This window comes from Wolbachia endosymbiont (group A) of Eristalinus aeneus, from assembly GCF_964026915.1.
GTDB classification, from domain to species: domain Bacteria; phylum Pseudomonadota; class Alphaproteobacteria; order Rickettsiales; family Anaplasmataceae; genus Wolbachia; species Wolbachia pipientis.
This window is the reverse complement of sequence record NZ_OZ034712.1, coordinates 1201970-1224694: the sequence shown is the minus strand read 5'-3', so window position 1 is coordinate 1224694 and position 22725 is coordinate 1201970. Positions and strand designations below refer to the sequence as shown.

Below are 22725 nucleotides of genomic sequence, written 5' to 3'. Positions count from 1 at the left end.
TCTTGATGGCCAGACAGGTCAGATCTCTTACGTCATACCGCGACTTATTTGTGGTATATATAGATCCCGCTAACAAACAACGAAATATGCAAGTTTGTCCTTTTTTGTCTACCCCAGTGCCCTTTCTTTATGTCATCCCAGTGTTTGACACTGGGATCCAGGTTTTAATGCAAGAAACTATTTCTTTATTCCAGAAAATGAAAATTCCACTCTACGATTTTTAGCATGCTCTTTTTCATATTTAGAATTTCTAGAATCATCTTTTACATTAACCAAAGGCTCAGTTTCACCTTTAGAAGCAGTTTTTATTCTGTTTTCTATGTAGGGTGTACAACTAACCATAAATTTTTTAGCTGCATCTGCCCTTCTAGCGCCTAGCGCAAGATTATATTCATGAGAACCACGGTTGTCAGTGTGACCAGTTAAAGTAACCTTCGCGTCAGGGTTATCTTGTAACACCTCCATTACGTCAAGTAATGCATCTGCACTTACTTCAGCAATACTAGATTCATCATAACCAAAGAAAACTCTTTTATCACCTATCTGCTTAACAACAGAATTTATTTTATTTGTTGTATTTGCTCCTTTTTTTGGGCAAGAACTTACACCAGTAAGTAATAAACAAAAACAGCACATTATAACCAGTCTACTCCACATTACTAAACCTCCATAAATTTTAAATAGTGCGTAACTTTAATTTCAGTAGCTAATATCTCTCCATATTGTAATATAGTCAAGAGAAATAAAATACTAAATACTTTTTCTACAACCTTACAATTAATTTTCCTATAATATGCTGGACTCTGAGTAGAAAAATCCAATAAAAGAATAAAAAGTACAATTTTTTATTGTACTTTAAGCAAATATACTTTTAACTTTATTATTAATCTATTACGGTATTAAACAGATGTTTTCTAAAATAATGAACAAATATGCAATCTTATAAGTTTTTAGAGGAAGTATTATATAGGGTAAAGAATATCGAAAATACGCTAAAAGTACTAAACCAAAGCCAATTGAATATAGAGGACAAAGTTGAACAAATGAGTCTTCTAGAAGAAATCAGACATGAAATTATCTCTCATGACGCAATAAAGGAATCATTAGCAGATGCTCTTGGTAACAAAAAAAGTGCAAATACTCAGCAGCTAAAGTTAATAGAGAGAATACATAAAAGCAACAGTGCTGTTCCTATTGATTTAGTAAAGTCTTTATCCAAAGCTAAGGTTGAATGCCAAGATTTATGGAAGCTATCTCATTCTGAAACCAGTAACTTAGAAAAACTAAAAGAACGTTTTACTGATTTAATCACACTCATTCGCGAAGTAGCTTCTATAAAATCGCAGCAATTAAAATGCTCAAAATACGACTCACTGCTTGCTGACTATGACTCTGATATCACAGAAAAGAATATAAGGGAAGTATTCCCCAAGGTAGGCAAATTTTTTAGCGAAAATGTAGATAAAATAATTGAAAAGCAGAAAAAGGATAAGGTTACTAATATACAAAAAGTTGCTACTCAGAAACAGATTGAACTTGGCTCATTATGTTTACAGCAAATGGGTATTGCACTAAATGAGATTCGTACTTCTTATTACTACCCTATAGATTATGATGAATCTGATTTTTGTTATGGTTTATTTTCACTTTTACGGCATAGTGGTTATGCAATTTATCAAAAATGTTTAGCGCAAAATTCTATAAGTAGTCCAATTACGAGACATGTTATGTATGAAACTCAAGGGTTATTCATGGAAAGGATGATTGGAACATCCAGAGAATTTATTGAGTTCATTCAACCACACATAAAAGAGAAATTTGCTATAAAAGGCAAAACTAACGAGAAAGTTAGCAGTGTTGAAAATTTGTACTTGATTTTCAATGAAATAAACCTTTCTTCTTTTTTAAAAAATGCAGATGAATTTAGTCTGTTAGCTCATATTATGTTGAGAACTAGGTTAGAACAAGATATAATAAATGGTACATTGGAAGTCAAAGACCTGCATGATGCGTGGCTGGAAGGTATGAAGCACTATAAAATTCCAGTAAAAGCTGAAAATGAGCTAAACACTTATTTTCAAGATGAATATTGGGCAAGCGGTGTTATGGGCTACTTTCCTATAAAAATTATTGCTTTAATTGCTGCTGTGCAGATTTTCTCTTGCGTTAAAAAGAATCATTACGAATCATTAAGTGCTATAATAAAAGGAGATTTTAGTTTACTTATCAGTTGGTTATCTCAAAATATATACAGTGCAAAGTGTGGCCTGGAACTGCTAAAAAAAGTAACAGGTAAGGGTTTAGACGTTGAGTGCTGCATTAGCTACTTATCTGAAAAGTATAATTTGTCTTAATAAATGATTTTCTTGAGTTGCGTATGAATTTTGTTCGAAAATTAACCGGAAAGTTTTATAGCCTTTTTACTTTCAAAGGTTTGTTTGCTAGCGATATTGCTATAGACCTTGGTACTGCAAACACTTTAGTTTATCAGAAAAATCAGGGAATAGTGCTTGATGAGCCTTCAGTTGTAGCAAGAATAAAAGAAAAAGGAAGTTACGTTCCTTATGCTTTTGGTAAAAAAGCTAAAATGATGCTTGGGAAAACGCCTGGAGAAATAGAGGCGATAAGGCCCTTAAAGGATGGAGTTATTGCTGATTTTAAAAGTGCGGAAGAAATGCTAAAATATTTCATACGCAGTGCAAACACAAAATTCACTGTTAATAAACCTAATATTATCATATGCGTTCCATCTGGATCCACGCCAGTTGAAAGGCGTGCTATACAAGATGCAGCAGAAAGTGCTGGTGCAAATGAAGTATTTTTAATTGAAGAACCAATGGCTGCAGCAATCGGAGCTGGGCTCCCGGTTACTGAACCTGAGGGTTCTATGATTGTTGATATAGGAGGCGGTACAACTGAAGTTGCAATTATTTCTTTAGGTGGAATTGTTTATTCACGTTCTGCCAGAGTAGGTGGCGATATTATGGATGAAGCAATAAAATCATATATTCGTGAAAATCATAAATTATTAATCGGTGAAACAACCGCTGAGAAAATTAAGAAAAGCATAGGTTCAGCCAGTCTGCCAGGTGAAAATAACAAAGAGGGAATGATAATTAAGGGCAGGGATTTAGTGAGTGGCATGCCAAAAGAAATGCTTTTATCAGAATACCAAGTTGCAGAGAGTTTAATAGAGCCTGTACATCAGATAATTTCTGCTATTAAGACTGCGCTGGAGAGCACTCCACCTGAACTTTCTTCTGATATAGTCGATAGAGGAATAGTTTTATCCGGTGGTGGTGGATTATTACGTAATCTAGGTAAAGTTATCAGTGAAACAACAAAATTACCGGTTCGTGTTGCAGATGACCCACTTTGTTGTGTTGCCTTAGGTAGTGGAAAAGTGCTTGAAAACATGGATTATTTTGGCCATGTTTTATTCAAGCAAGATTAAATTATTTTTGAAGGTAGTTTATCGAATTGTTTTGATGGAATTATGTAATATAAATGAGATCCCAGTGTCATGCACCAAGTAATTTGAAGGCAACTTCTAGCAGAAAAGGGTGTCATCCGAGTAGCTAACACTGGGATCCAGGAAACTTGATTACAAATAAATATGCTGTTTTAATGAATTTGTGTAATAGAAGCTAGATTCCAGTGTCAGCTACTTTCATGACATCATCTACTATGTAAATTGCCCCCAAATCAAAACGTTTGCACAGTTGTATGTTGGAATGACACAAGATTTGCGTTTATAAATTAAGGCGATTATGCTAAAAGAATTTGAAATTGAACCTCTGCTAAAAGATAAAGCTCCGCACCAGACCAAGGCTATTGTTGCAATGTCCGGGGGAGTTGATAGCTCGGTTGCTGCAGCACTGCTACATAACCTTGGGTACCAGGTGATAGGTGTAACTCTTCAGCTATATGGCACTGATGGCAATGCTAACGCAAGAAAGGGTGCATGCTGCGCTGGACAGGATATTTATGACGCTAAGCGTGTAGCTGAAAGTGTTGGCTTTCCTCACTATATTTTAAACTATGAGGAAATATTCAAAAAGGAAGTAATAGAGGATTTTGCGAGTACCTATATGCGTGGAGAAACTCCCATACCATGCGTGAGATGTAACCAAACGGTAAAATTTCGTGATCTATTGCAAGTTACAAAAAATCTTGGTGCGGATGTGCTCGTAACAGGACATTACGTGAGAAGGTTAGAAAAAAATGGTGAGGTAAAGTTGTGCAGAAGCATTGATAAAAGTAAAGATCAAAGTTATTTTTTGTTTGCTACAACTCAAGAGCAATTGAAGCTTTTGCGATTTCCACTAGGTGGGTTCTATAAAAGTGATATAAGAAAATTAGCAAAGTATTTCAGCTTACAAATTTCTGAAAAGCCGGACAGTCAAGATATATGCTTTGTTTCCGAAAGCTATAGTAAAACAATAGCTAAATTAGCTCCACAATCTCTACAGAAAGGTAAAATAGTGGATGTTAATGGAAAAGTGCTAGGCGAGCACAGTGGCATAGTAAATTTTACAGTGGGGCAAAGAAAGGGCTTGGGTATCGCACACAATGAACCTCTTTACGTGATAAAAATTAATACAGAGAATAATGAGGTTATAGTAGGCCCGATCAACGCGTTAATGCAAAAAAAGATATTGATCAAAGAGTTAAATTGGTTAGAACAACCAAAGGAAGGTATGGAAGTAACTGTGAAGCTGAGATCATCACATGCGGGAAGTTTAGCAACAATACATTCAACTGACGAAAAAAATAAAGCCTGTGTCATTTTAAACGACGATTACTTTGGCATCAGTCCAGGTCAAGCCTGTGTAGCGTATAAAGATGAGCAAGTTATCGGCGGTGGATGGATATGCTCTTAACCAAAAGCTTTAATGCAGAGTGTAAACATACAATAGACTTCTTGCATAACCATATAACATTGGGAATAGAAACGAAAAAACTTCCTTGACAAACTCCGCCAGCCTCCTTATCATGACGTCCAGTACAATGTTGCAAATTAAAAATCTCTCCATCCTGTGCTGGTTCTTCGATTCTAAACGCCACTTCTACCTGGTCATAACCAATCTGAATTCGTTCTACTAATGCTTTAATGATGCCACGCTTAGTTTGCCAATCTAGCTGTTCCAAATTAGATTTTACACTGGAATAAAGACTCTTTATACTGTTGATGATAAGGTTCATTCCCTTCTCTATTGCTTTTTGATCAACTACCTTTTTCTTCTCTTCTTCTATCCCTCTTAAGCGTTCCCTCATTCCTTTCATCGTCTGTTTAAATTCTTCCTCACTTATATATCCTTTATCTCCTACATTTTCTTGACTATAATAGTCTTCCATTAACTTTTCGATGCCTTGTTTTATTTGATTTTCCCTTCTTGCAAACTTCTTATCTGATGATTCATCATTTTTATTTTCTGCAATTCTACGGTGATACTCATTTTTTATTATCTCTGGGTTTTTTAGTAAATTTTTCACCTTTTCCCATATAGCTGTTTCTAACATATCTGTACGGACCAATTTATTAGTACACTTCTCCCTACCATCAGTAATACGTATAGTACTACTACAGCGATAATAGCTAAACTTTTTTCCTTCAACTCCACATTGTGCACCACTATACGCATATCCACAGTTTTGACACACAACTAGACCTTGTAATAGATATTTCTTTTTTCCTCCCTCTCTCTGCATCCTTGCTCTTTTTCTATTTTCATCCAGTTGCTTTTGTACTTTATTAAATAACCCTTCATCAACTATTTTTGGTACTGGTATATAAATCCAGCTGTCCTCATCTGTGCGACAGATAGAAACCTTTTGTTTATTTCTTTCTCTTCTTTCAACCCTCTTTAATTTACCAAACGCTGCTTGTCCTTTATATGCTGGATTTCTTAATACCTTCCAAATTATTATTGGACACCACACCTTCTTTCCAGTTCTTGTTCTAATTGACTTATCTCTTAGTCTACGTATCACTTCCCTTATACTTATTCTCTCTTGCCCTACCCACATGAATAGCTGCTTTACTATTTTTGCTTCCTCTTCATTTATTTCAAACTTTGTCTTTTCTCTATCTACATGCTTTATACGATTATAACCAAAAGGTGCAATGCCAATTACACTTACACAGCCTTTTTTTGCTCTATGGAGTTTTCCCCTACGACTACGTTCCATAATCTTTGTACACTCATATTCTGCCACTAATCCTTGCATTCCCAATAACAATTTAGACTCTGGATTATTTTCAGTCTTATGATTTAAGAATATTACTTCTACTCCTGCTTTTTCAAATTCATCAAGTAGTATCATTTGATGTGCAGATTTTCTTGATAGTCGGTCAGGTGAATGAATATAAATTTTATCAATTTGATCTTCTCCTACTTTATCACGTAATGCATCTAAACCTTCACGTTCTAAACTCCACCCACTAAGCCCATCATCCTTAAATTCATACTCATTCAATAACTCATGCTTATCTGCAGCAATTCTATGCTTGAGCTCGGCAATTTGACTCTCTATTGTATTGTTCTGCGCTTGACTCTTCGATGAAACTCTTGCATATAAGGCCACTGTTATCATTTTTCTTTATCTCCTTTTCATTGTTTCTTTTTACCGCATACCTTAGTAACAGCTCATAGGCGTCTGCTAGATGTTGTTCCGCTAATTCATCTGGCTCGTATCGGCAAGTTAATGTTCTTTTTCTCATAGTTTCTCCTGCAAATGTTTTTGTAGTGCAAGGAGCCTTACCACTCCTTTTTTCCATCAATCCATTTACTCTTATGAAAAAGACCAACTTTTATCAGCTACAGCCTTCAAATTTGGTCTAGCCCTTCCTTTACCAACTGCTGTTGCGCTTTCTGATACGACTCTTATTTTTTTAACAAACTTTCCATTTTCTCTGTTTCTTTCTTTAATACCTCGGCTATTTCTTTGCTATTTTTCGCATAATCCATCGCTGTTATTCCAAATTTATCTGCTTGCTCTATTTCAGCCCCTGCTTTTACTAGCTCCTCCACTATTTCTTTTTCTCCTACCATACATGCAAGATGCAGCGGAGTGCATTTATTGCCATACTCTTCAGCATTTACATTCCCTCCTGATTCTATCAATTCTCTAACTGTTTCTAGACGTTTCTCCGTTATCGCTAGATGCAGTGCTGTATGTCCTCTTACATCTGCTGCATTCACATCTACTCCTTTTTCGATTAATAACCTCACTGTTTTTACCTCTACTGCATAATGTAGAGCTGTTCTTCCTTTTTCGTCTCTTTCATAAATATTTTTAAACGAGTTCTCTAATAGTGACTTATCTTTTTTACCCAGCTTTACCATAACTTACCCCACCTTTTCTTTAAACCTAAGCCTTCCTTTTTACCACCTCATCTATCATTGCATTCACTTGGCTGATTATCTTGCTTGCTAAATTTTGACATTCTTTCTTTATTAGCGATTTGTCTCTCTTCCTTATTTCTCCTATCTCTATTATTTTTAGCTCCGGCATGTAGCTTCCATTCAACATGTCTGCTATTTCTCCCACTAGCCCCTCTATTCCATAGCACGTCAGTTCTCTACTTTTTGTTATTCCTCCTTTTTCTCTCAGAAATTTACTCGCCTTTTCACTCTCTTTGCTATCACATAGACGATACTTTTCACTTTCCCAGATGTAATACATTGGCGTTGCGCCGTACTTATTCAGTTGATTAACTTCAGCTCCAGCCTTTACCAGCTCTTTTATTATTTCAACTCCTGCTCCTCCCATCTTGCACGCAGAGTGCAGTGGCGTACATCCAGTGACATATTGAGTGGCATTTACTTCTGCTCCCGACCTTAGCAGCACTTTTACATTTTCTAAACTCTTTGCGAATACTGCACAGTGTAGAGGTGTATAACCATTTTTATCTCTTGCATTTACCTCTGCTCCTTTTTTTATTAATAATCTCACTGTTTTGTAATCAGAGATTTCTACTGCTTGATGCAAGATCGTCTCTCCTTCTTCATTTCTTTTATTAATGTTTTTAAACCCGTTACTTGATACTTCTTTAAAAAACTTACTCTTGCTAAAACTCATTTCATACCTCACAAAATTAGCTTTTCTAGAGGTTGTCCGGAAACTAGTAAATTCAAGCATATTCCCTCTTTAACATAACCCTACTCATAGCTAGGTATATGAAATTCTCAGTGGATGTTGTGAGTAAATCATACTCCTTCGATAGCCTTCTATTCCTATTAACCCAAGCAAAAGTCCTTTCTACAACCCATCTTCTTGGCTGTACTTTAAACCCTTGTTCTCTTGTTGGTAGTAGCTCAGGTGGCGTATCTTTGTGCACCCAAAATCTACATGGAGGCCTTTTAACAATTTCAATATCTATGTCATATTCTTCCTTTATGTGATTCTTTAAATTTCTTCCTTGGTATCCCATGTCAGCCCACATTTTTTTAACTTTAGTATATTTTGTTCTCATATTGTTTAATGCTATTTTAATACCATCTCTATCATTTTCGTTAGCAGCGCCTACGTAACAACCTAGTATAAAACCCTGAGTGTCTGTAATTATATGCCTTTTTCTACCCTTTACTTTTTTACTTCCATCATAGCCTTTGATCCCCCCTTTTCTGTAGTCTTTACAGATTGACTATCTACTATACAGGCACTCGGCTGCTCATTCCTTCCTATTTTTCTTCTACTATATTTTGTAATTTCATAATTCATTTTCTCAAAAATTCCCTGCTTCTTCCATTGCCTGAACTGCTCATACACAGTCTTCCATAGCGGAAAATCATTTGGTAAATACCGCCATTGACACCCTGTACGCAATACATAGAAAATTGCTTCTAATATTTCTCTTTTGCTATACTTTGGCGGCCTTCCTCCTTTCTTGTATGATACTCTGAAGTGTTTTTCTATTCTTGCCCATTCCCTTTCGCTTAGATCTGTTGGATACTTTTTTCTCATCTTTACCCCGTACTAAAATTTCAGATATTATAGCCTTTTACTTATTTCCGGACAACCTCCTATAGTATTTTCTAAAATGAATGATAAATTTCCATTATGGTATTACCAACCAAAAGTTGTAAGTCTGTATATTTATGCATTAAAGGTCTGAGGCGGCTTTTGATGGTATTCCAACAATGCTCTATAGGGTTCAAATCTGGTGAATATGTTGGTAGATAGAGCAAACGGCATCTAGCATTATCTATTAACTCCTTTGTTTTGGGAGTTTTATGGAATGTGGCATTGTCCATAACTATTGTAGTACCATGTGGCAATTTAGGTAATAACATCTTCTCTAACCATGTATTGAATACCTCTTTGTCACACCCACCTTTGAAAGTCATTGGTGCAATAAATCTCTTTCCAATCCACCCGCCTATTATACTGATTCTCTCTCGTTTTCTTCCTGGAATATCTGCATAAATTTTCTTTCCTATTGGAGCACGTCCATACTCTCGGTATAACCTATTATCAACTCCTGCTTCATCTATATATAAGATGCTGGAATGGTCTATTTTTGAGATTTTATCGGTAAATCGCTGCCTATCTTCTTGATTGCGCTCTTGATATAGTGTAACTTTTTTTTAAAGTAATTCTTAGCTGTTTCAGCCTATACCAAATTGAATTTATTCCAAATCCAAGATTTTGTTTCATCTCTGCCAGCGTATGATCTGGATTCTTTTTAACATATTCTTCGAGTATTTTTGGGTCTATTTTTCGAATAAAGCTGCCGTTTTTCGATGGCCTTAGGCTTTCACCAGCGGCTTTCTTTCTTAACCAGCGGTACAGAGTTGCTATTCCTATCTCCAAAAGCTCTGCCACCTCAACCTTTGACTTCCCTTTTTCTATCATCGATACTGCCCTTTCCCTTAAATCCACACTATACGCCATTATAACTCAAATAGCTTATTATACCTTTATCATTTACTTTGGGAAGTACTATAGATGTACAACTGTACGAACATTGTCTAGCAGGAGGGTGTCATCACAGTGCTTGACACTTGGATCCAGAAATTTTATTAAGTTGGTAAGCATAAAAGTAGCCGTTTTATGTTAAAATACAACGTTTTGATGATTATGAAAAGGCTGGATCCCAGTGTCTGGGCACTGGGATGACACCATCTGCCACGCAAATTGCCTGCAAATTGCAATGTTCGTACAGTTGTGTGGTAGATGCAAGTAGCTGACACTGGGATTTGTTGTGTTTAACAAAAACAAATGTTCGTACAAATATATTCTAGTTATATGATAAAATAAATGAAATTCACATCTTAAAAGGATCATATACATCGATTTCCTTAGAATTACTCTTTTTCAATTTTTCACTTAATAATCTTAAAATAGGCTGTAAATCACCATTAATTGATAAGCACAGCACTTCTTTATTGAGATAATTAGCTAGGTGATTCTTCTTTTCCAGAATTTCTGCTTCCCTCAATAAGTCGCATTTGTTTAATACTACAATCTCTTCTTTTTCAACAAGATCACTATTGTAAAGTTCCAATTCATTATGGATACAACTATAAGCCGAAACAACGTCATCGTGAGTTACATCGATTAAATGAAGTAAAATTTGACACCTTTCTATGTGCTTTAAAAATTTATGCCCGAGCCCAACTCCAAGGTGAGCATCAGTAATTATTCCAGGAATATCTGCTATTACAACTTCGCTATCATCCACTTTTACCATGCCTAAATGAGGTCTTACGGTGGTAAATGGATAATCGCCTACTTTTGTATCGGAATTTGAGCAGCGAGTCAAAAATTTTGATTTACCTGCGTTTGGCATGCCAATAATTCCAACATCTGATAAAACTTTTAGTTTTAATAATACATGTTTTTCTTCGCCAGGCTGACCGTAAGTAAAATGTCTTGGTGCCTTATTAGTAGAAGATTTAAAATTAGTATTTCCAAGTCCACCTTTTCCACCCTGTGCTACTTGAAATTCCATACCAGGCTTGTCAAGATCGACTATTATCTCTTCACTTTCTTCATCGATTATTTGTGCACCGACTGGAACTTTAAGTATAACGTCTTTCCCTGCTGTGCCAGATCTATCCCTGCCTGCACCATTTTTTCCACTATCTGCTTTAATGTGTCTTCTATAACGAAAATGAAGCAAAGTGTTGAGATTAGCGTCGCTGATGAAAACTATGTTTCCACCCTTTCCTCCATTACCACCATTTGGACCACCAAATTCAACGAACTTTTCTCGACGAAAACTTGCACAGCCATCACCACCGTCACCGGCTTTAAAACACAATTTTACTTCGTCTATAAAACCCATGCTAACCCACGATAATATTTAGCATCCTTTCCTAACGTGCTTTCTATTCTCATTAGCTCGTTATACTTCGCGAGTCTATCAGAACGCGATAGCGACCCGGTTTTTATTTGCCCACAATTTGATGCAACTGCTATGTGGGATATTGTTGTATCTTCTGTTTCACCTGAGCGGTGAGAAATAACAGCTTTATAGCCATTTGATTTTGCCATTTCAATTGCATTAAACGTTTCTGTTAACGTCCCTATTTGATTTGGCTTGATCAGTACAGCGTTTGCCATTTTTTCCTCTATTCCTTTGCATATCAGTTCACAATTTGTAACAAACAAATCATCCCCGACCAATTGAATTTTATTCCCTAGTTTTGCAGTAAGCAATTTCCAGCCTTCATAGTCGTCTTCACTCATTGCATCTTCTATAGAAATTATTGGATATTTTTCCACAAGGTCACAATAGTATTCAGTCAATTCTTTTGAAGTAAGCTCTTTATTTTCAAACTTGTAAATTTTGTTGTGACAAAAAGTAGATGAAGCAACATCAAGGCCCAGTGCAAAATCACTTTGCGCTGAATAACCTGCTGATTCTATAGCGTATATGATCAAATCAAGTGCTTCTTCAGTACTTTCAATATTTGGTGCAAAACCGCCTTCATCTCCTACGTTTGTGCTATAACCTTTTTTCTTAAGAATGCTACGTAAGTTGTGGAACACCTCCGCAGACATTCTGATTGCTTCACTGAAAGTCTCAGCCCCGACCGGAAGAATCATGAATTCTTGAAAATCGAGCTTATTGTCTGCATGTACTCCGCCATTAATTATGTTAATGAGTGGAACCGGCATAACACTCGTCTGCTCTCCCCCCAAATATCTGTAGAGCGGCACTTTAAAACTGTTTGCTGCTGCTTTTGCAACCGCAAGAGACACACCCAAAGTTGCATTTGCTCCAAGTTTAGATTTGTTTTTTGTTCCATCTAGTTCAATTAATGCTTCATCAATTGCATTTTGGTCCGCTGCATTCATTCCAATGATTTCATCTGCTATTATCCCATTTACAGCTTGAACAGCTTTCAGCACTCCTTTACCACAATACCTTTTCTCATCTTGGTCCCTGAGTTCCAAGGCTTCTAATTTACCAGTTGAAGCTCCAGAAGGTACAGATGCCCTGCCTATTGCTCCATCACAGAGCTCAATCTCTACCTCAACAGTGGGATAACCTCTGCTATCTAAAATTTCTCTTGCAAATACGTTGTTGATTATCTTATTCATCGCATTAAACCTTAACTTCTGCAATAAGTGCTGCAGTTTCTTTTGCCAATTTAGCTATATTACTACCAGCACCAATAAATAATACTATATCACCTGGACTTGTCGAATCACTAATAAAATGTGAAATGAGCAAAGCATCATTCATAATTTTTGTGTTATTAAATCCATTACTGATTAAAGCTTCTTGTATATCATTAATTCCACAACCAGGAATGGGCTTGTCTTCTGGGGGATGAACAGGGGTGAGGATGACATAATCAAACATCATGAAAATTCGTATGAATTCATCAAAAAAATTACGAATGCGAGCAAAACGAAGTGGTTCGATAATTCCTATTATCTTTCCTTTAGTAATCGAACGTGCTGCTGTTAAAGTTGCTTGTATTTCGTTTGGATGATGAGCATAATCCTCAATTAGCTTAACACCCTTAATATCGGCAATTAAAGAAAATCTTCTTGCTACTCCTTTGAATTCAAAAAGGCCTTTTTTAATGTCTGCATCGCTAATTCCGAGCTTTATCGCAACTGATATTGCAGCTAGTGCGTTACTGACTTTATGCATTCCTATTGTGTTTGATAGTACTACGTTTTTTATTCTGTGGTTATTGTCAATCAACACATCAAATTCCATGCTGTTATTATGTTGTTCGATGTTGCTGGCTCTTATGCTACCATTCTCAAACCCAAACGTTATAGAATTACTCGCATCATAATTAATGCCTACAGAATCAGGCAAAACTGCAAAATCTGCTTTGCTTATAAACTGAAAAAACGCATTTTTAATATTGTCGAATGTACCATAATGATCCATATGATCGTCGTTAATACTCGTTATAACAGCAATATTTGCAGGGATTTTTAGCATAGTTCCATCAGACTCATCAGCCTCGATCAGAAAAGTATCACTCTTTCCAAGTTTTGAATTACTCTGATACGAATTTAGTATTCCTCCTACAATTACAGTTGCATCAATATTAGAATGATCAAAAATGGAAGCAATCATAGCTGTTGTTGTTGTCTTTCCGCTTGAACCTGAAACCGCTATCACATATTTACCTTTCATAATTTCAGCAAGTATGTCTGATCTATGCAAAACGGTTTTATTGTTATTTTTTGCCGCAATTAACTCCACATTATCAGATTCTATTGCAGAAGAATGTACAACTATTTGAGCTTGGCTTATATTATTAGCATTGTGACCAATATAAACCTCTATACCTAGCTTTTGTAACTTATTTATATTGTCGTTTGATTGTGCATCACTGCCTTGAACTTTGCAATTGGAATTGTGAAGAATTTCAGCAATGGCACTCATTCCAATTCCACCTATACCAATAATATGTATTATTCCTTCTTGAGTTTTGTTAATATTTAGCAGTAGATGTTTACTCATTACTAAATTTATTATAGTATAATTTAAAATCCTCATAGTATCGAACCCTCTTACCGAATACAATGATAAAAAACCTAGCCTTCCTATGTCTAATATTCGTTTTGATGAGTAGTTGCAGTTTTAGCAACAGGTTTAATTGCACTGCAGGTCATTACAAAATTGGCAGCAGCTACACAATAAATGGTATAACTTATTATCCAAAAAACTGTAAACACTATGAAGAGATAGGGACAGCGTCGTGGTATGGAATAGAAGATCACGGCACGCTTACAGCAAATGGTGAAGTGTTTAACCGCCACTTGATCTCTGCAGCACATAAGACTTTGCCCCTACCCTGCTTTGTTCTTGTCACTAATTTAGAAAATGGAAGAAAGCTTGTTACAAGGGTTAACGATAGAGGGCCTTTTATTGAAGGCAGAATAATAGACTTATCAGAAAAAGCAGCTCAAGTCTTAGGATTTCATAAATCTGGGCTTGCAAAAGTAAAAGTTCAATACCTAAGAAAGATGTCAGAACAATTGATACAAAATACTCCTCATTACAGAAAGCAATATGAAAAAGAAATGCAGAAACGTCATCCGAAACAAGACAGTGCAGAAAGTAAGGGATATGTTGCATTTTTTAAAAGTGCTCAGGCTGCTAAATCAGCTGCATCAAAGCTTCGCAATCAAGGAATAAAAAATGTTAGATTGCTTTTTAAGAACGATCAATATTGCGTGAAAGTGAGTTATAGGTAGTGGTGAGTGCAGAATTTGAAAGATTTGGTTAATGTAAGGAACGCTGGCTAACTATTGTAAGTTAAAAATGTGATATAAAAAAGATATCAACAATTTATAGCTATACCACCGCGATATCTCTTAGCCGCTAACAAGTAGCGAAATGACAGCAATCCTACGTCATGCCGCCGCTAACCGTCATACCGCGATTCATTCGCGGTATCTCAGCCGCTAACAAGTAGCGGGATGACGAGCTTATCGTCATGCCACCGCGAACCGTCATGCCGCGATTCATTCGCGGTATCTCAGCCGCTAACAAGTAGCAGAATGACAGCAATCCTACGTCATACCGTCACGGTATCTCTAGATCCCGCTAACAAGTAGCGGGATACTTGACCTTTACAGGAATGACAGTTGTCGTTTAGCTATAAATGTTAAGAAATTTACCAAATAAAAAAAAAGGCAAAGAAACCCTAGGGTAGCTAGTATTCAAATTCTCCCTTGTCTATTTGACGTCTTTTACTGTCTTAAACACTTTATAAGCGCGTTTCGGCTTGTATAGGTAGAAACCTAAAAGTTTTATAAAGACATGAGGTGCACATAGTGCAAAAAATTAAGCATGATTTACGCCAAATACATTAAGTTTTTTGTCATTAATCCACTGCAGAGGTTGCGAAGATAAATAAATAGCTTCAGTTTCATGATAAGAGGGCTGGCGGAGTTTGTCAAGTAAGTTTTTCGTTTCATCCAATGTGCTGCCAAAAGTTTGTTATGCAAGAATGCACTAGCCATTTCTCACAGATTCATTTAAACTTAATCAAGTAGGAGTATTATTAACGCGAAAAGAGTTTAATTAGAGATTTAAGTGATATGGCGCGTGAGGAAGATATAAACCAATTAGTAGAAAATGGATTTGATATTAACTCAAAAGATGCAAGTGGAATCACTCTCTTGCATAAGTTCACAAAAGAAGGCGATTTAGTTGGAGTAAAGTCATTACTAGAGCACGAAGCTGATTTCAATGTCGTAGACAACGAAAATAGAAACCCTCTGCATTACGCCATTATGCATGGACACAAGAAAGTTGCTAAACTTTTTGTTAACCAACTGACAATTAATTCCAAGGATAAAAATGGATTCACTCCACTGCACCTTGCTGCACTACAAGATGACACGGAATTAATAGATTTTTTGATAACAAAAGGCGCAAAAATTAATGAAAAAGATGTCAAAGAGGGCTATACTCCTCTTCATATAGCTTCACTATACGGTTCTAAAAAAAGTGTTCAAATTTTAATTGATAGCGGAGCAAATCTCGAATGTGAAGATAACAATTTTCGTACTCCTTTGTTTTTAACCATTTATCAATGCACCGCACATTATGACAGCAGAGCAGAAATTATAGAATATCTGATAAAGAAAGGTGCAAATATAGAAGCCAAAGATGCAGAAAATAACACTACGCTTTTCCTAGCAGCGTATAACAACAAAATGCAAATAGTAAAACTTATTGCAAAAAAACAGCAAGCAAGTAACGATAAAATTAAACTTAAAGAGTTTTTTTGCACAAAAAACAACCATGGTTTTGATGCGTTAGATTGCGCTATTGAGCATAATAATAGAAAAATGGTAACATTTCTTGTTTCAAAGGGAATAGAAGCAAACGATCAAGATTTTAATGGTAACGCTAGGCTGCATAAAGCTAGCCATAATGGTAACACTAAAACAGTTAAGCTCTTATTGAAGCTTAAGGTAAACGTTAATGCTGTTACTAAATGTAACATAACTCCCTTGCTACTCGCAGTTAAAAAAGGCCATACACAAATTGTGAAAATGTTATTGGAAGTTAGAGCCAATATGAACATTTGTGAGCAACAAGGTTTTGCACCTCTACATCTTGCTGTTCAAAAGGATTATTTTGATATAGCTCAGTTGTTAACAGAAAAAGGTGCAGACCTTAACATTAAGTGCAATAACGGTCATACCGCAATAGATATTTTCATTAGCAAGGCTCATAGCAAAAAAAACATCGAAGAAAATTACAAAAAATTTTGTAGATTTTTGATGCTTTACCTGAAAGAGCTACATAGTAAACACAAAGCCTGTTGTATACTTTCAACCCTAGCTCTAAGCTTAACAATTATAGGCTTACCATTTATTTTCAAGCCTATTATTAAATACAGAGAAAGAAGTAAAATATATAAAAAAATTAGGGCTATGCTGGTCTACATTTAAGTACAAGAAGAGTATACAAAAAATACATAGCCAAAGCTAATACACGACAATTATCTGCTCGATGAAAATGAGATTAAATACATTTTTAATATTTTTATAGAAATCTATTAGTATAGATTTTGTATGCTGTTCTAATGGCTATTTTTAAATGCTTAATACTCCTCTTCATTATTTCTTGCACACATCTACCTACCAAGCAATATCCTATTAACATAGACAATTATAAGCACGATTATCCGTTGCAACAATATAACACCTCTTTGGAGATTAATGAACCGGCAATACCAGAAATTATGCCTTTACCAATAGAGTTTCCCGATCTCACAATCAGTAATCAGCTTATTTCTATTAATGTTAGTGAAGAAGTATCAGTAAAGGATTTGCTGATTGAGATAGGAAAACTTTCTGACGTTAACTTGGATATGGACCCAAAAATATCAGGTAATATTATTTTAAAGCTAAAAGATAAGGATATAAACGAAGTAATTCAGAGTATAGCAAATAGCGCCAAACTGCGTTACTCAACAAGTAATGGTGTAATTAGAATTGAGCAGGACTTGCCATACGCACAAAATTATTACGTAGACTTCATCAATATTCAACATTCTGCTCAAAGCAGTTTCGTCATTAATAACAATATTACTAACAGTGATGGAAGTAACGTTGATAGGGACTATAACAATGTTATGAAGTCTCAATACAGTAGTGACTTATGGAATTCATTAGAAAAAGGCTTGAATGCAATAATGGATGTTAACGGGGTGGATGATGGCGAATTCCTTTCATCCAACAGAGAAGCTGGTGTTATTATTTTGAATGCTAGAAAAGATATCCACAAAGCTGTTGAAGAATATATTAATAAGGTTAAGAAGTTAGCGTCTTCTCAAGTAATGATAGAGGCAAAAATAGTTGAAGTTGTGCTAGATGACAAATACCTTTCTGGTATGAACTTAAATGACTTACAAGATGGAACTAAGTCTATAATAAATCAAGATAACTCCATTATTAACCTAGCAATGAACTTTGGTGCAAATGATCTAGGAGATTTAGTAAAAAATTTAGACAAATTTGGCACTTCAACTGTAATTTCAAGCCCCAGAGTACATGCTATAAATAATCAGCAAGCGATGATTTCATTTACTAAAAACCATATTTATTTTACCTCCGATATACAAAAAGATACTAGAAACTCTAATCAGACCTTAATTACCAAGATGAATAGCGTCCCAATAGGTGTTGTGCTAATAATCCACCCAAGCATTAACATTGATACTAGTGAAATATTCATGGATATACATCCAACTTTATCAAGAATTAACGGCTACACTAAAGATCCAGATATAGAGTACGTCGCACAGCAGAGTAAAATGAAATTAAATAGCGACATTCCAATTGTTGAAATCAGAGAAATGAACTCTATGTTAAAAATTAAGAGCGGTGAAATTATGGTAATCGGCGGGCTTATAGAACATAGAGAAGATAAGCAAAGCTTATTGCATCAGAAATCAAAAAGGCTAGCGAATAATATTAGAACAGTAGAAACTGTCATTTTTTTAAAAGCAACAATCGTACCAACATTTGGTTTGTTAGATAGAAAAGATAAGAATTTATATATATATTAAATTATCACTAAAAATTAAATATCAAACCAACTTCAATATTGTGAGTAGATATGTCATCTGCAACAGGTATCGGAACGCTAAAGTAACGATAGCCGAGAAAGGTTTTGATTTCTGGGATTATTGAATAATCAACACCAAGTTTTATTTGATAAGCAAACCAAGGAACATTCAGTGGCATTGAATTTTGGGGTGACCCATTAATCCTTTTTAATCTAAAAACTGTTGGTCCTATACCAAGACCGATGTACGGAGCAAATTGTGTATCCTGAACGCTGGGATTATAATAGAAGTTTAACAAAAACGCAAATATACTTGCTGATTTATCAAATACCGGAGGAGAATTACTATCTTCAATATTGGCTATAGAATACGCGGCTTCAAAATCAATTTTACCATTTTCTCCAGCATAGTAACCTAAAGACATGCTGCTAAACCACTGGAAATCAATTTTACCATCAAATTGCTGTATACTTTTAATTTCATCTGCCACTATATTTTTTATTATAAAACCATAATGACTTTCAACTAAAGTTAGGACTCTTTTTCCTATTTCTTGTATACCCTTTACAAATATTTCTGAATTATCATGGTATACCTTACCACCGTTAGCGCTAACATAAAAATCAAGTTTTTTTGATTTTTCTTTTGTAGGCTCAGCTTGATCTGCAATACGTGACCACATATTTTTCTGATCAGCTACTTGGAAAACAGAAGGTGGACTACTTTCAAGTTCTTGATATTTTATTGGTATTTCTTTTGCAGTAACCTCCTCAGAACGTATCACACTTTTATTATTGTCTGTTTCTAATTTTAAGGGTTGTACTTGCTCAATGTGTGTATCATTACTAATATAAGTAATAAAAAAATAGACACATGAAATGAAAATCAAAAATAAAGTAATAGATATTCTAGTTATCATAAATGAATTCACAATTATCATTTACAGTATAATTACTATATCGTATATTTCTTCAATGTACAAAAATTAAGAAAAAATATTTCCAATTAGATAATTATTTTCCACTCCTTTAACATTAACTTTCACAATACTCTTGGCTTGAGCTTTTGATTCAAGCTTTATTAATGCAAAATTTTCTGCTCTACCGACATTATTTTGCTCAACCAGAACACTTTGCTTAGTGTTGATCAAGGATTGACAAAAACTGCTCATAATTTCTTTATTTACTTCTCTTAAATTTTTTACTCGTTCTTTACGCACATTCTCTGGTACTTGTGGCATTCGTGCAGCAGGTGTATTTTTCCGCTCTGAATATGGAAAAGCATGTAGGTAAACTATATTTGTTTTTTTCAGTAAATCAACTGTATCCTGAAACATTTCATCAGTTTCTGTTGGAAATCCAGCAATAATATCAGCGCCAAATGCTATATTAGGCCTCAAGCTCTTCATTTTATGACAAAATTCTATCACTTGTTCTCTGTTGTGACGACGCTTCATTCTCTTTAGTATTAAATTATTACCAGATTGTAGACTCAAATGTAAATGAGGCATAAGTCTTGACTCATTAGCTATTAAATCCATTAATTCGTCGTCAACTTCAGCAACATCGATAGAGGAAAGTCTTAGCCTCTTCAACTCTGGTATATCCTTTAAAACTCTCCTAATCATTGAACCAAGTGATGGCTTACCCAACAAATCTGTACCAAAGTCAGTAATATCAACCCCTGTAAACACTACTTCTTGATATCCATTTTCTACAAAGATCCTGATTTGCTCTATAATACTGTTTATTGGCACAGATCGATTATTCCCTCTTGCCTCAGTAATTGAACAAAATGTGCAGCTATGATTACAACCATTTTGAATTTCAATAAATGCCCTTGACTTATCTTCAAATCCATTAATTAGAACAGGTTCTACTTGGTTATCACTGACCAAGATTTTATCGTCATTTAGTAAGTAATTTTCAGCTTTTAGCTTATCTTGATTACCGAGCACTTTACTTACACCAGGAATGCTACTGTAAACTTCTGGATCCAACTGAACAGCACAACCAACTACGATAATTTCTTTATTTGGATCATTTTTGTAAATCTTACGTATCTTTTGCTTTACCTGACGTTCTGCTTCGTTTGTCACTGCACAGCTATGCACCACAACAACATTTTCTCTCTTTGCTTTTTTTAATGCTTCTTTGATTAACTCGCTCTCGTAAAAATTTAGACGACAACCAAATGTTATCACTTCATTCATGTTAGTATTTTTTGCTTTAATAGACCTAAATTATATCAAATATCCAAGCAAAGTCTCTTGCATGACTATTTTTTTGTAAATAAATGCTATGCAAGCAGCAGACACTGGGATCTCAACGATTTTCACTCAGACACAGTATCACTCCTTTGCTTATTATAGTCTTTTGACCTTTTTAAGATACAATCCGGATTGGATACTGAGTTGGTGAGTATAAAAGTATAGCTTCTACGTCATACCGCTGCGGTATCTCTTAGCCGCTAACAAGTAGCGGGATGACGATTGTCGGTGAATCTAAGTTACCTTAGCTACATTTCTAGCTGTAACTATAAATGTATGGATTTTTTATCGTGCCATGTTATAATTAACCTCTTGCTAAAAATTAAATATTGATGAATGAACTAAGAAAGTTAAGTATTACACAAATGCATGACGGGCTCAAAAAAAAGAGTTTTTCTGCCGTTGAACTCGTAGAGGCGCACATCAGTGCGGTTGAAAATGAGAAATTAAATGCATTTATAACAAAAACCCCAGAGATAGCAATGAAAGCTGCTAAAGCTGCAGATGAACATTTCTCTAGGCAAAAGGATGATTTAATCTCGCCGCTCATGGGTGTACCAGTTGGCATCAAAGATCTATTCTGTACAAAAGGAATAAAAACAACAGCATGCTCAAAAATGCTGGAAAATTTCGTTCCGACTTACGAATCTACGGTGTCTGACTTGCTTTTAAAAAGTGGAGCAGCCATGCTCGGTAAGCTTAATATGGATGAATTTGCTATGGGTTCTGCGAACACAAATAGCTATTTTGGCCCTGTTGAAAATGTGTGGATTAGAAAAAGCGATGGGGAAAAAGTTGTTCCTGGTGGATCATCTGGTGGATCTGCAGCATCGGTGGCTGGATTTTTATGCGCTGGAGCACTAGGGAGTGACACCGGTGGATCTGTGCGCCAACCAGCAGCTTATTGTGGAGTGGTTGGAATAAAGCCAACTTATGGAAGATGCTCGCGTTTTGGTATGATTGCATTTGCGAGTTCTCTAGATCAAGCAGGAGTCATTACTCGTTCTGTCTCTGATTCAGCATTAATGCTGGAAGCAATCTGTGGCTATGATACAAAAGATTCAATATCAAGCGAAAAGCCAGTGCCTAAATTTTCTAGCTTTATAAATGGTGATGTCAAGGGTAAGCGTATTGGTATACCAAAAGAATATAGGATGGATGGAATTTCAGAGGAAATAGTCCATAATTGGGAGAAAGTTGCTTCCTATTTAAAAGAAAATGGCGCTGAAGTTGTTGACGTTACTCTGCCACATACTAAATATGCAATACCAGTCTATTATTTAATTTGTTCTGCTGAAACTTCATCCAATCTTGCTCGTTATGACGGTGTGCGTTATGGGTTCAGGGTTGATGCTGATACCCTTGAAGAAATGTATTCACTAACAAGAGCAGAAGGTTTCGGTAAAGAGGTGAAAAGAAGAATTTTAATTGGCGCTTATGCGCTTTCCTCAGGTCATTACAATGAATATTACGAAAAAGCACAGTGTATCAGGGCATTAATCAGAAATGATTTTATAAAAGCGTTTGAAAAAATAGATTACATACTTGTGCCATCTGCTCCAACAGAAGCTTTTGGCTTAAATGAAAAGCCAGATCCGCTAATTATGTGCATCAATGATGTGTTTACTGTGCCGGCAAGTCTGGCAGGATTGCCTGCTATTTCTGTTCCTGTTGGGCTCTCCAATGAGGGTTTACCACTTGCCTTGCAAGTGATTGGAAATTATTATGATGAAGCTGGAATATTAAATGTGGCAAGTGTGATAGAGCAAAATTGCGGCAGAATAATTAGACCTCTTGCATAATCTATTTTTTGATAGTAATTTTTGCATTAAAATTTGCTTACGCTCCTCAACGTACTCTATGGTTCCATTTTTAGATGAATAGCAAAAACAGGGTATATTAATCTGTTTACAAAATTTTCGTGTAACAGTT

The 22725-nt window shown here is 35.5% G+C and carries 18 protein-coding genes and 1 pseudogene; 7 read left to right on the top strand and 12 right to left on the bottom strand.

The features are described from left to right. Positions 1–177: 177 nt before the first annotated feature. Complete coding sequence (locus tag AAGD62_RS06305; protein WP_010081889.1) at positions 178–657, bottom strand: OmpA family protein; 480 nt, start codon at positions 655–657, stop codon at positions 178–180. Positions 658–932: 275 nt separating this feature from the next. Here AAGD62_RS06305 and AAGD62_RS06300 point away from each other — a divergent pair, with 275 nt between their 5' ends. The 3 genes from AAGD62_RS06300 to mnmA all read left to right on the top strand — a co-directional run bounded on the left by AAGD62_RS06300 (position 933) and on the right by mnmA (position 4883). After that, positions 933–2354, top strand: a complete 1422-nt coding sequence (locus tag AAGD62_RS06300; RefSeq protein ID WP_155969311.1) for a carboxypeptidase — start codon at positions 933–935, stop codon at positions 2352–2354. 23 nt (positions 2355–2377) lie between these two features. Further along, entirely contained in the window at positions 2378–3454 is a 1077-nt protein-coding gene (locus AAGD62_RS06295) for a rod shape-determining protein (RefSeq protein ID WP_007548791.1), read from the top strand. Positions 3455–3770: 316 nt separating this feature from the next. Further along, positions 3771–4883 (top strand): tRNA 2-thiouridine(34) synthase MnmA, encoded by a 1113-nt coding sequence (gene mnmA, locus AAGD62_RS06290; RefSeq protein ID WP_155969313.1) that lies wholly within the window; start codon positions 3771–3773, stop codon positions 4881–4883. Here mnmA and AAGD62_RS06285 read toward each other — a convergent pair. The 9 genes and pseudogenes from AAGD62_RS06285 to murC form a co-directional block, all read right to left on the bottom strand. Beyond that, the gene (locus tag AAGD62_RS06285; protein WP_341812717.1) at positions 4855–6597 is read right to left on the bottom strand and encodes a recombinase family protein; all 1743 of its coding nucleotides are present in this window, start codon (positions 6595–6597) and stop codon (positions 4855–4857) included. The genes mnmA and AAGD62_RS06285 overlap by 29 nt on opposite strands. 290 nt (positions 6598–6887) lie before the next feature. Further along, positions 6888–7349 carry an ankyrin repeat domain-containing protein gene (locus AAGD62_RS06280; protein ID WP_155969317.1) on the bottom strand — a complete coding sequence of 154 codons (462 nt, stop codon included), beginning with the start codon at positions 7347–7349 and terminating at the stop codon, positions 6888–6890. Positions 7350–7374: 25 nt separating this feature from the next. Then, positions 7375–8085 (bottom strand): ankyrin repeat domain-containing protein, encoded by a 711-nt coding sequence (locus AAGD62_RS06275; RefSeq protein ID WP_213863524.1) that lies wholly within the window; start codon positions 8083–8085, stop codon positions 7375–7377. A 52-nt stretch (positions 8086–8137) separates the two neighbouring features. Beyond that, positions 8138–8970 (bottom strand): annotated as a pseudogene (locus tag AAGD62_RS06270) (IS5 family transposase). A gap of 71 nt (positions 8971–9041) precedes the next feature. Beyond that, a complete protein-coding gene (locus tag AAGD62_RS06265) occupies positions 9042–9524 on the bottom strand; it encodes an IS630 family transposase (protein WP_231115908.1) in 483 nt (160 codons plus the stop codon). A 28-nt stretch (positions 9525–9552) separates the two neighbouring features. Further along, on the bottom strand, positions 9553–9900 hold the full coding sequence (locus AAGD62_RS06260) for an IS630 transposase-related protein (protein WP_155968342.1): 348 nt from the start codon (positions 9898–9900) through the stop codon (positions 9553–9555). A gap of 373 nt (positions 9901–10273) precedes the next feature. Then, positions 10274–11296, bottom strand: a complete 1023-nt coding sequence (gene cgtA / locus AAGD62_RS06255) for an Obg family GTPase CgtA (protein ID WP_155968472.1) — start codon at positions 11294–11296, stop codon at positions 10274–10276. Continuing rightward, complete coding sequence (eno, locus tag AAGD62_RS06250) at positions 11284–12558, bottom strand: phosphopyruvate hydratase (protein WP_155968474.1); 1275 nt, start codon at positions 12556–12558, stop codon at positions 11284–11286. Before eno ends, cgtA begins: the two co-directional genes overlap by 13 nt. A gap of 4 nt (positions 12559–12562) precedes the next feature. Continuing rightward, a complete protein-coding gene (gene murC, locus AAGD62_RS06245; RefSeq protein ID WP_155968476.1) occupies positions 12563–13987 on the bottom strand; it encodes a UDP-N-acetylmuramate--L-alanine ligase in 1425 nt (474 codons plus the stop codon). A gap of 26 nt (positions 13988–14013) precedes the next feature. Between murC and AAGD62_RS06240 the strand changes: the two genes are divergently transcribed. The 3 genes from AAGD62_RS06240 (at position 14014) to AAGD62_RS06230 (ending at position 18524) form a co-directional block, all read left to right on the top strand. After that, complete coding sequence (locus AAGD62_RS06240) at positions 14014–14688, top strand: septal ring lytic transglycosylase RlpA family protein (RefSeq protein ID WP_155968478.1); 675 nt, start codon at positions 14014–14016, stop codon at positions 14686–14688. Between the two features lie 849 nt (positions 14689–15537). Then, positions 15538–16902 (top strand): ankyrin repeat domain-containing protein, encoded by a 1365-nt coding sequence (locus tag AAGD62_RS06235; protein ID WP_341812716.1) that lies wholly within the window; start codon positions 15538–15540, stop codon positions 16900–16902. Between the two features lie 134 nt (positions 16903–17036). Then, positions 17037–18524, top strand: a complete 1488-nt coding sequence (locus AAGD62_RS06230; RefSeq protein WP_015588942.1) for a type II secretion system protein GspD — start codon at positions 17037–17039, stop codon at positions 18522–18524. Positions 18525–18531: 7 nt separating this feature from the next. Here the strand turns inward: AAGD62_RS06230 and AAGD62_RS06225 are convergent, their stop codons facing one another. Next, positions 18532–19443 carry an outer membrane protein gene (locus AAGD62_RS06225; RefSeq protein WP_070357048.1) on the bottom strand — a complete coding sequence of 304 codons (912 nt, stop codon included), beginning with the start codon at positions 19441–19443 and terminating at the stop codon, positions 18532–18534. 66 nt (positions 19444–19509) lie between these two features. Then, positions 19510–20736, bottom strand: a complete 1227-nt coding sequence (gene mtaB / locus AAGD62_RS06220; protein WP_010082135.1) for a tRNA (N(6)-L-threonylcarbamoyladenosine(37)-C(2))-methylthiotransferase MtaB — start codon at positions 20734–20736, stop codon at positions 19510–19512. Positions 20737–21125: 389 nt separating this feature from the next. On the opposite strand from mtaB, the gene gatA reads away from it, so the two are divergent. Continuing rightward, positions 21126–22595 carry an Asp-tRNA(Asn)/Glu-tRNA(Gln) amidotransferase subunit GatA gene (gene gatA / locus AAGD62_RS06215; protein WP_010962643.1) on the top strand — a complete coding sequence of 490 codons (1470 nt, stop codon included), beginning with the start codon at positions 21126–21128 and terminating at the stop codon, positions 22593–22595. The last annotated feature ends 130 nt before the right edge of the window (positions 22596–22725 follow it).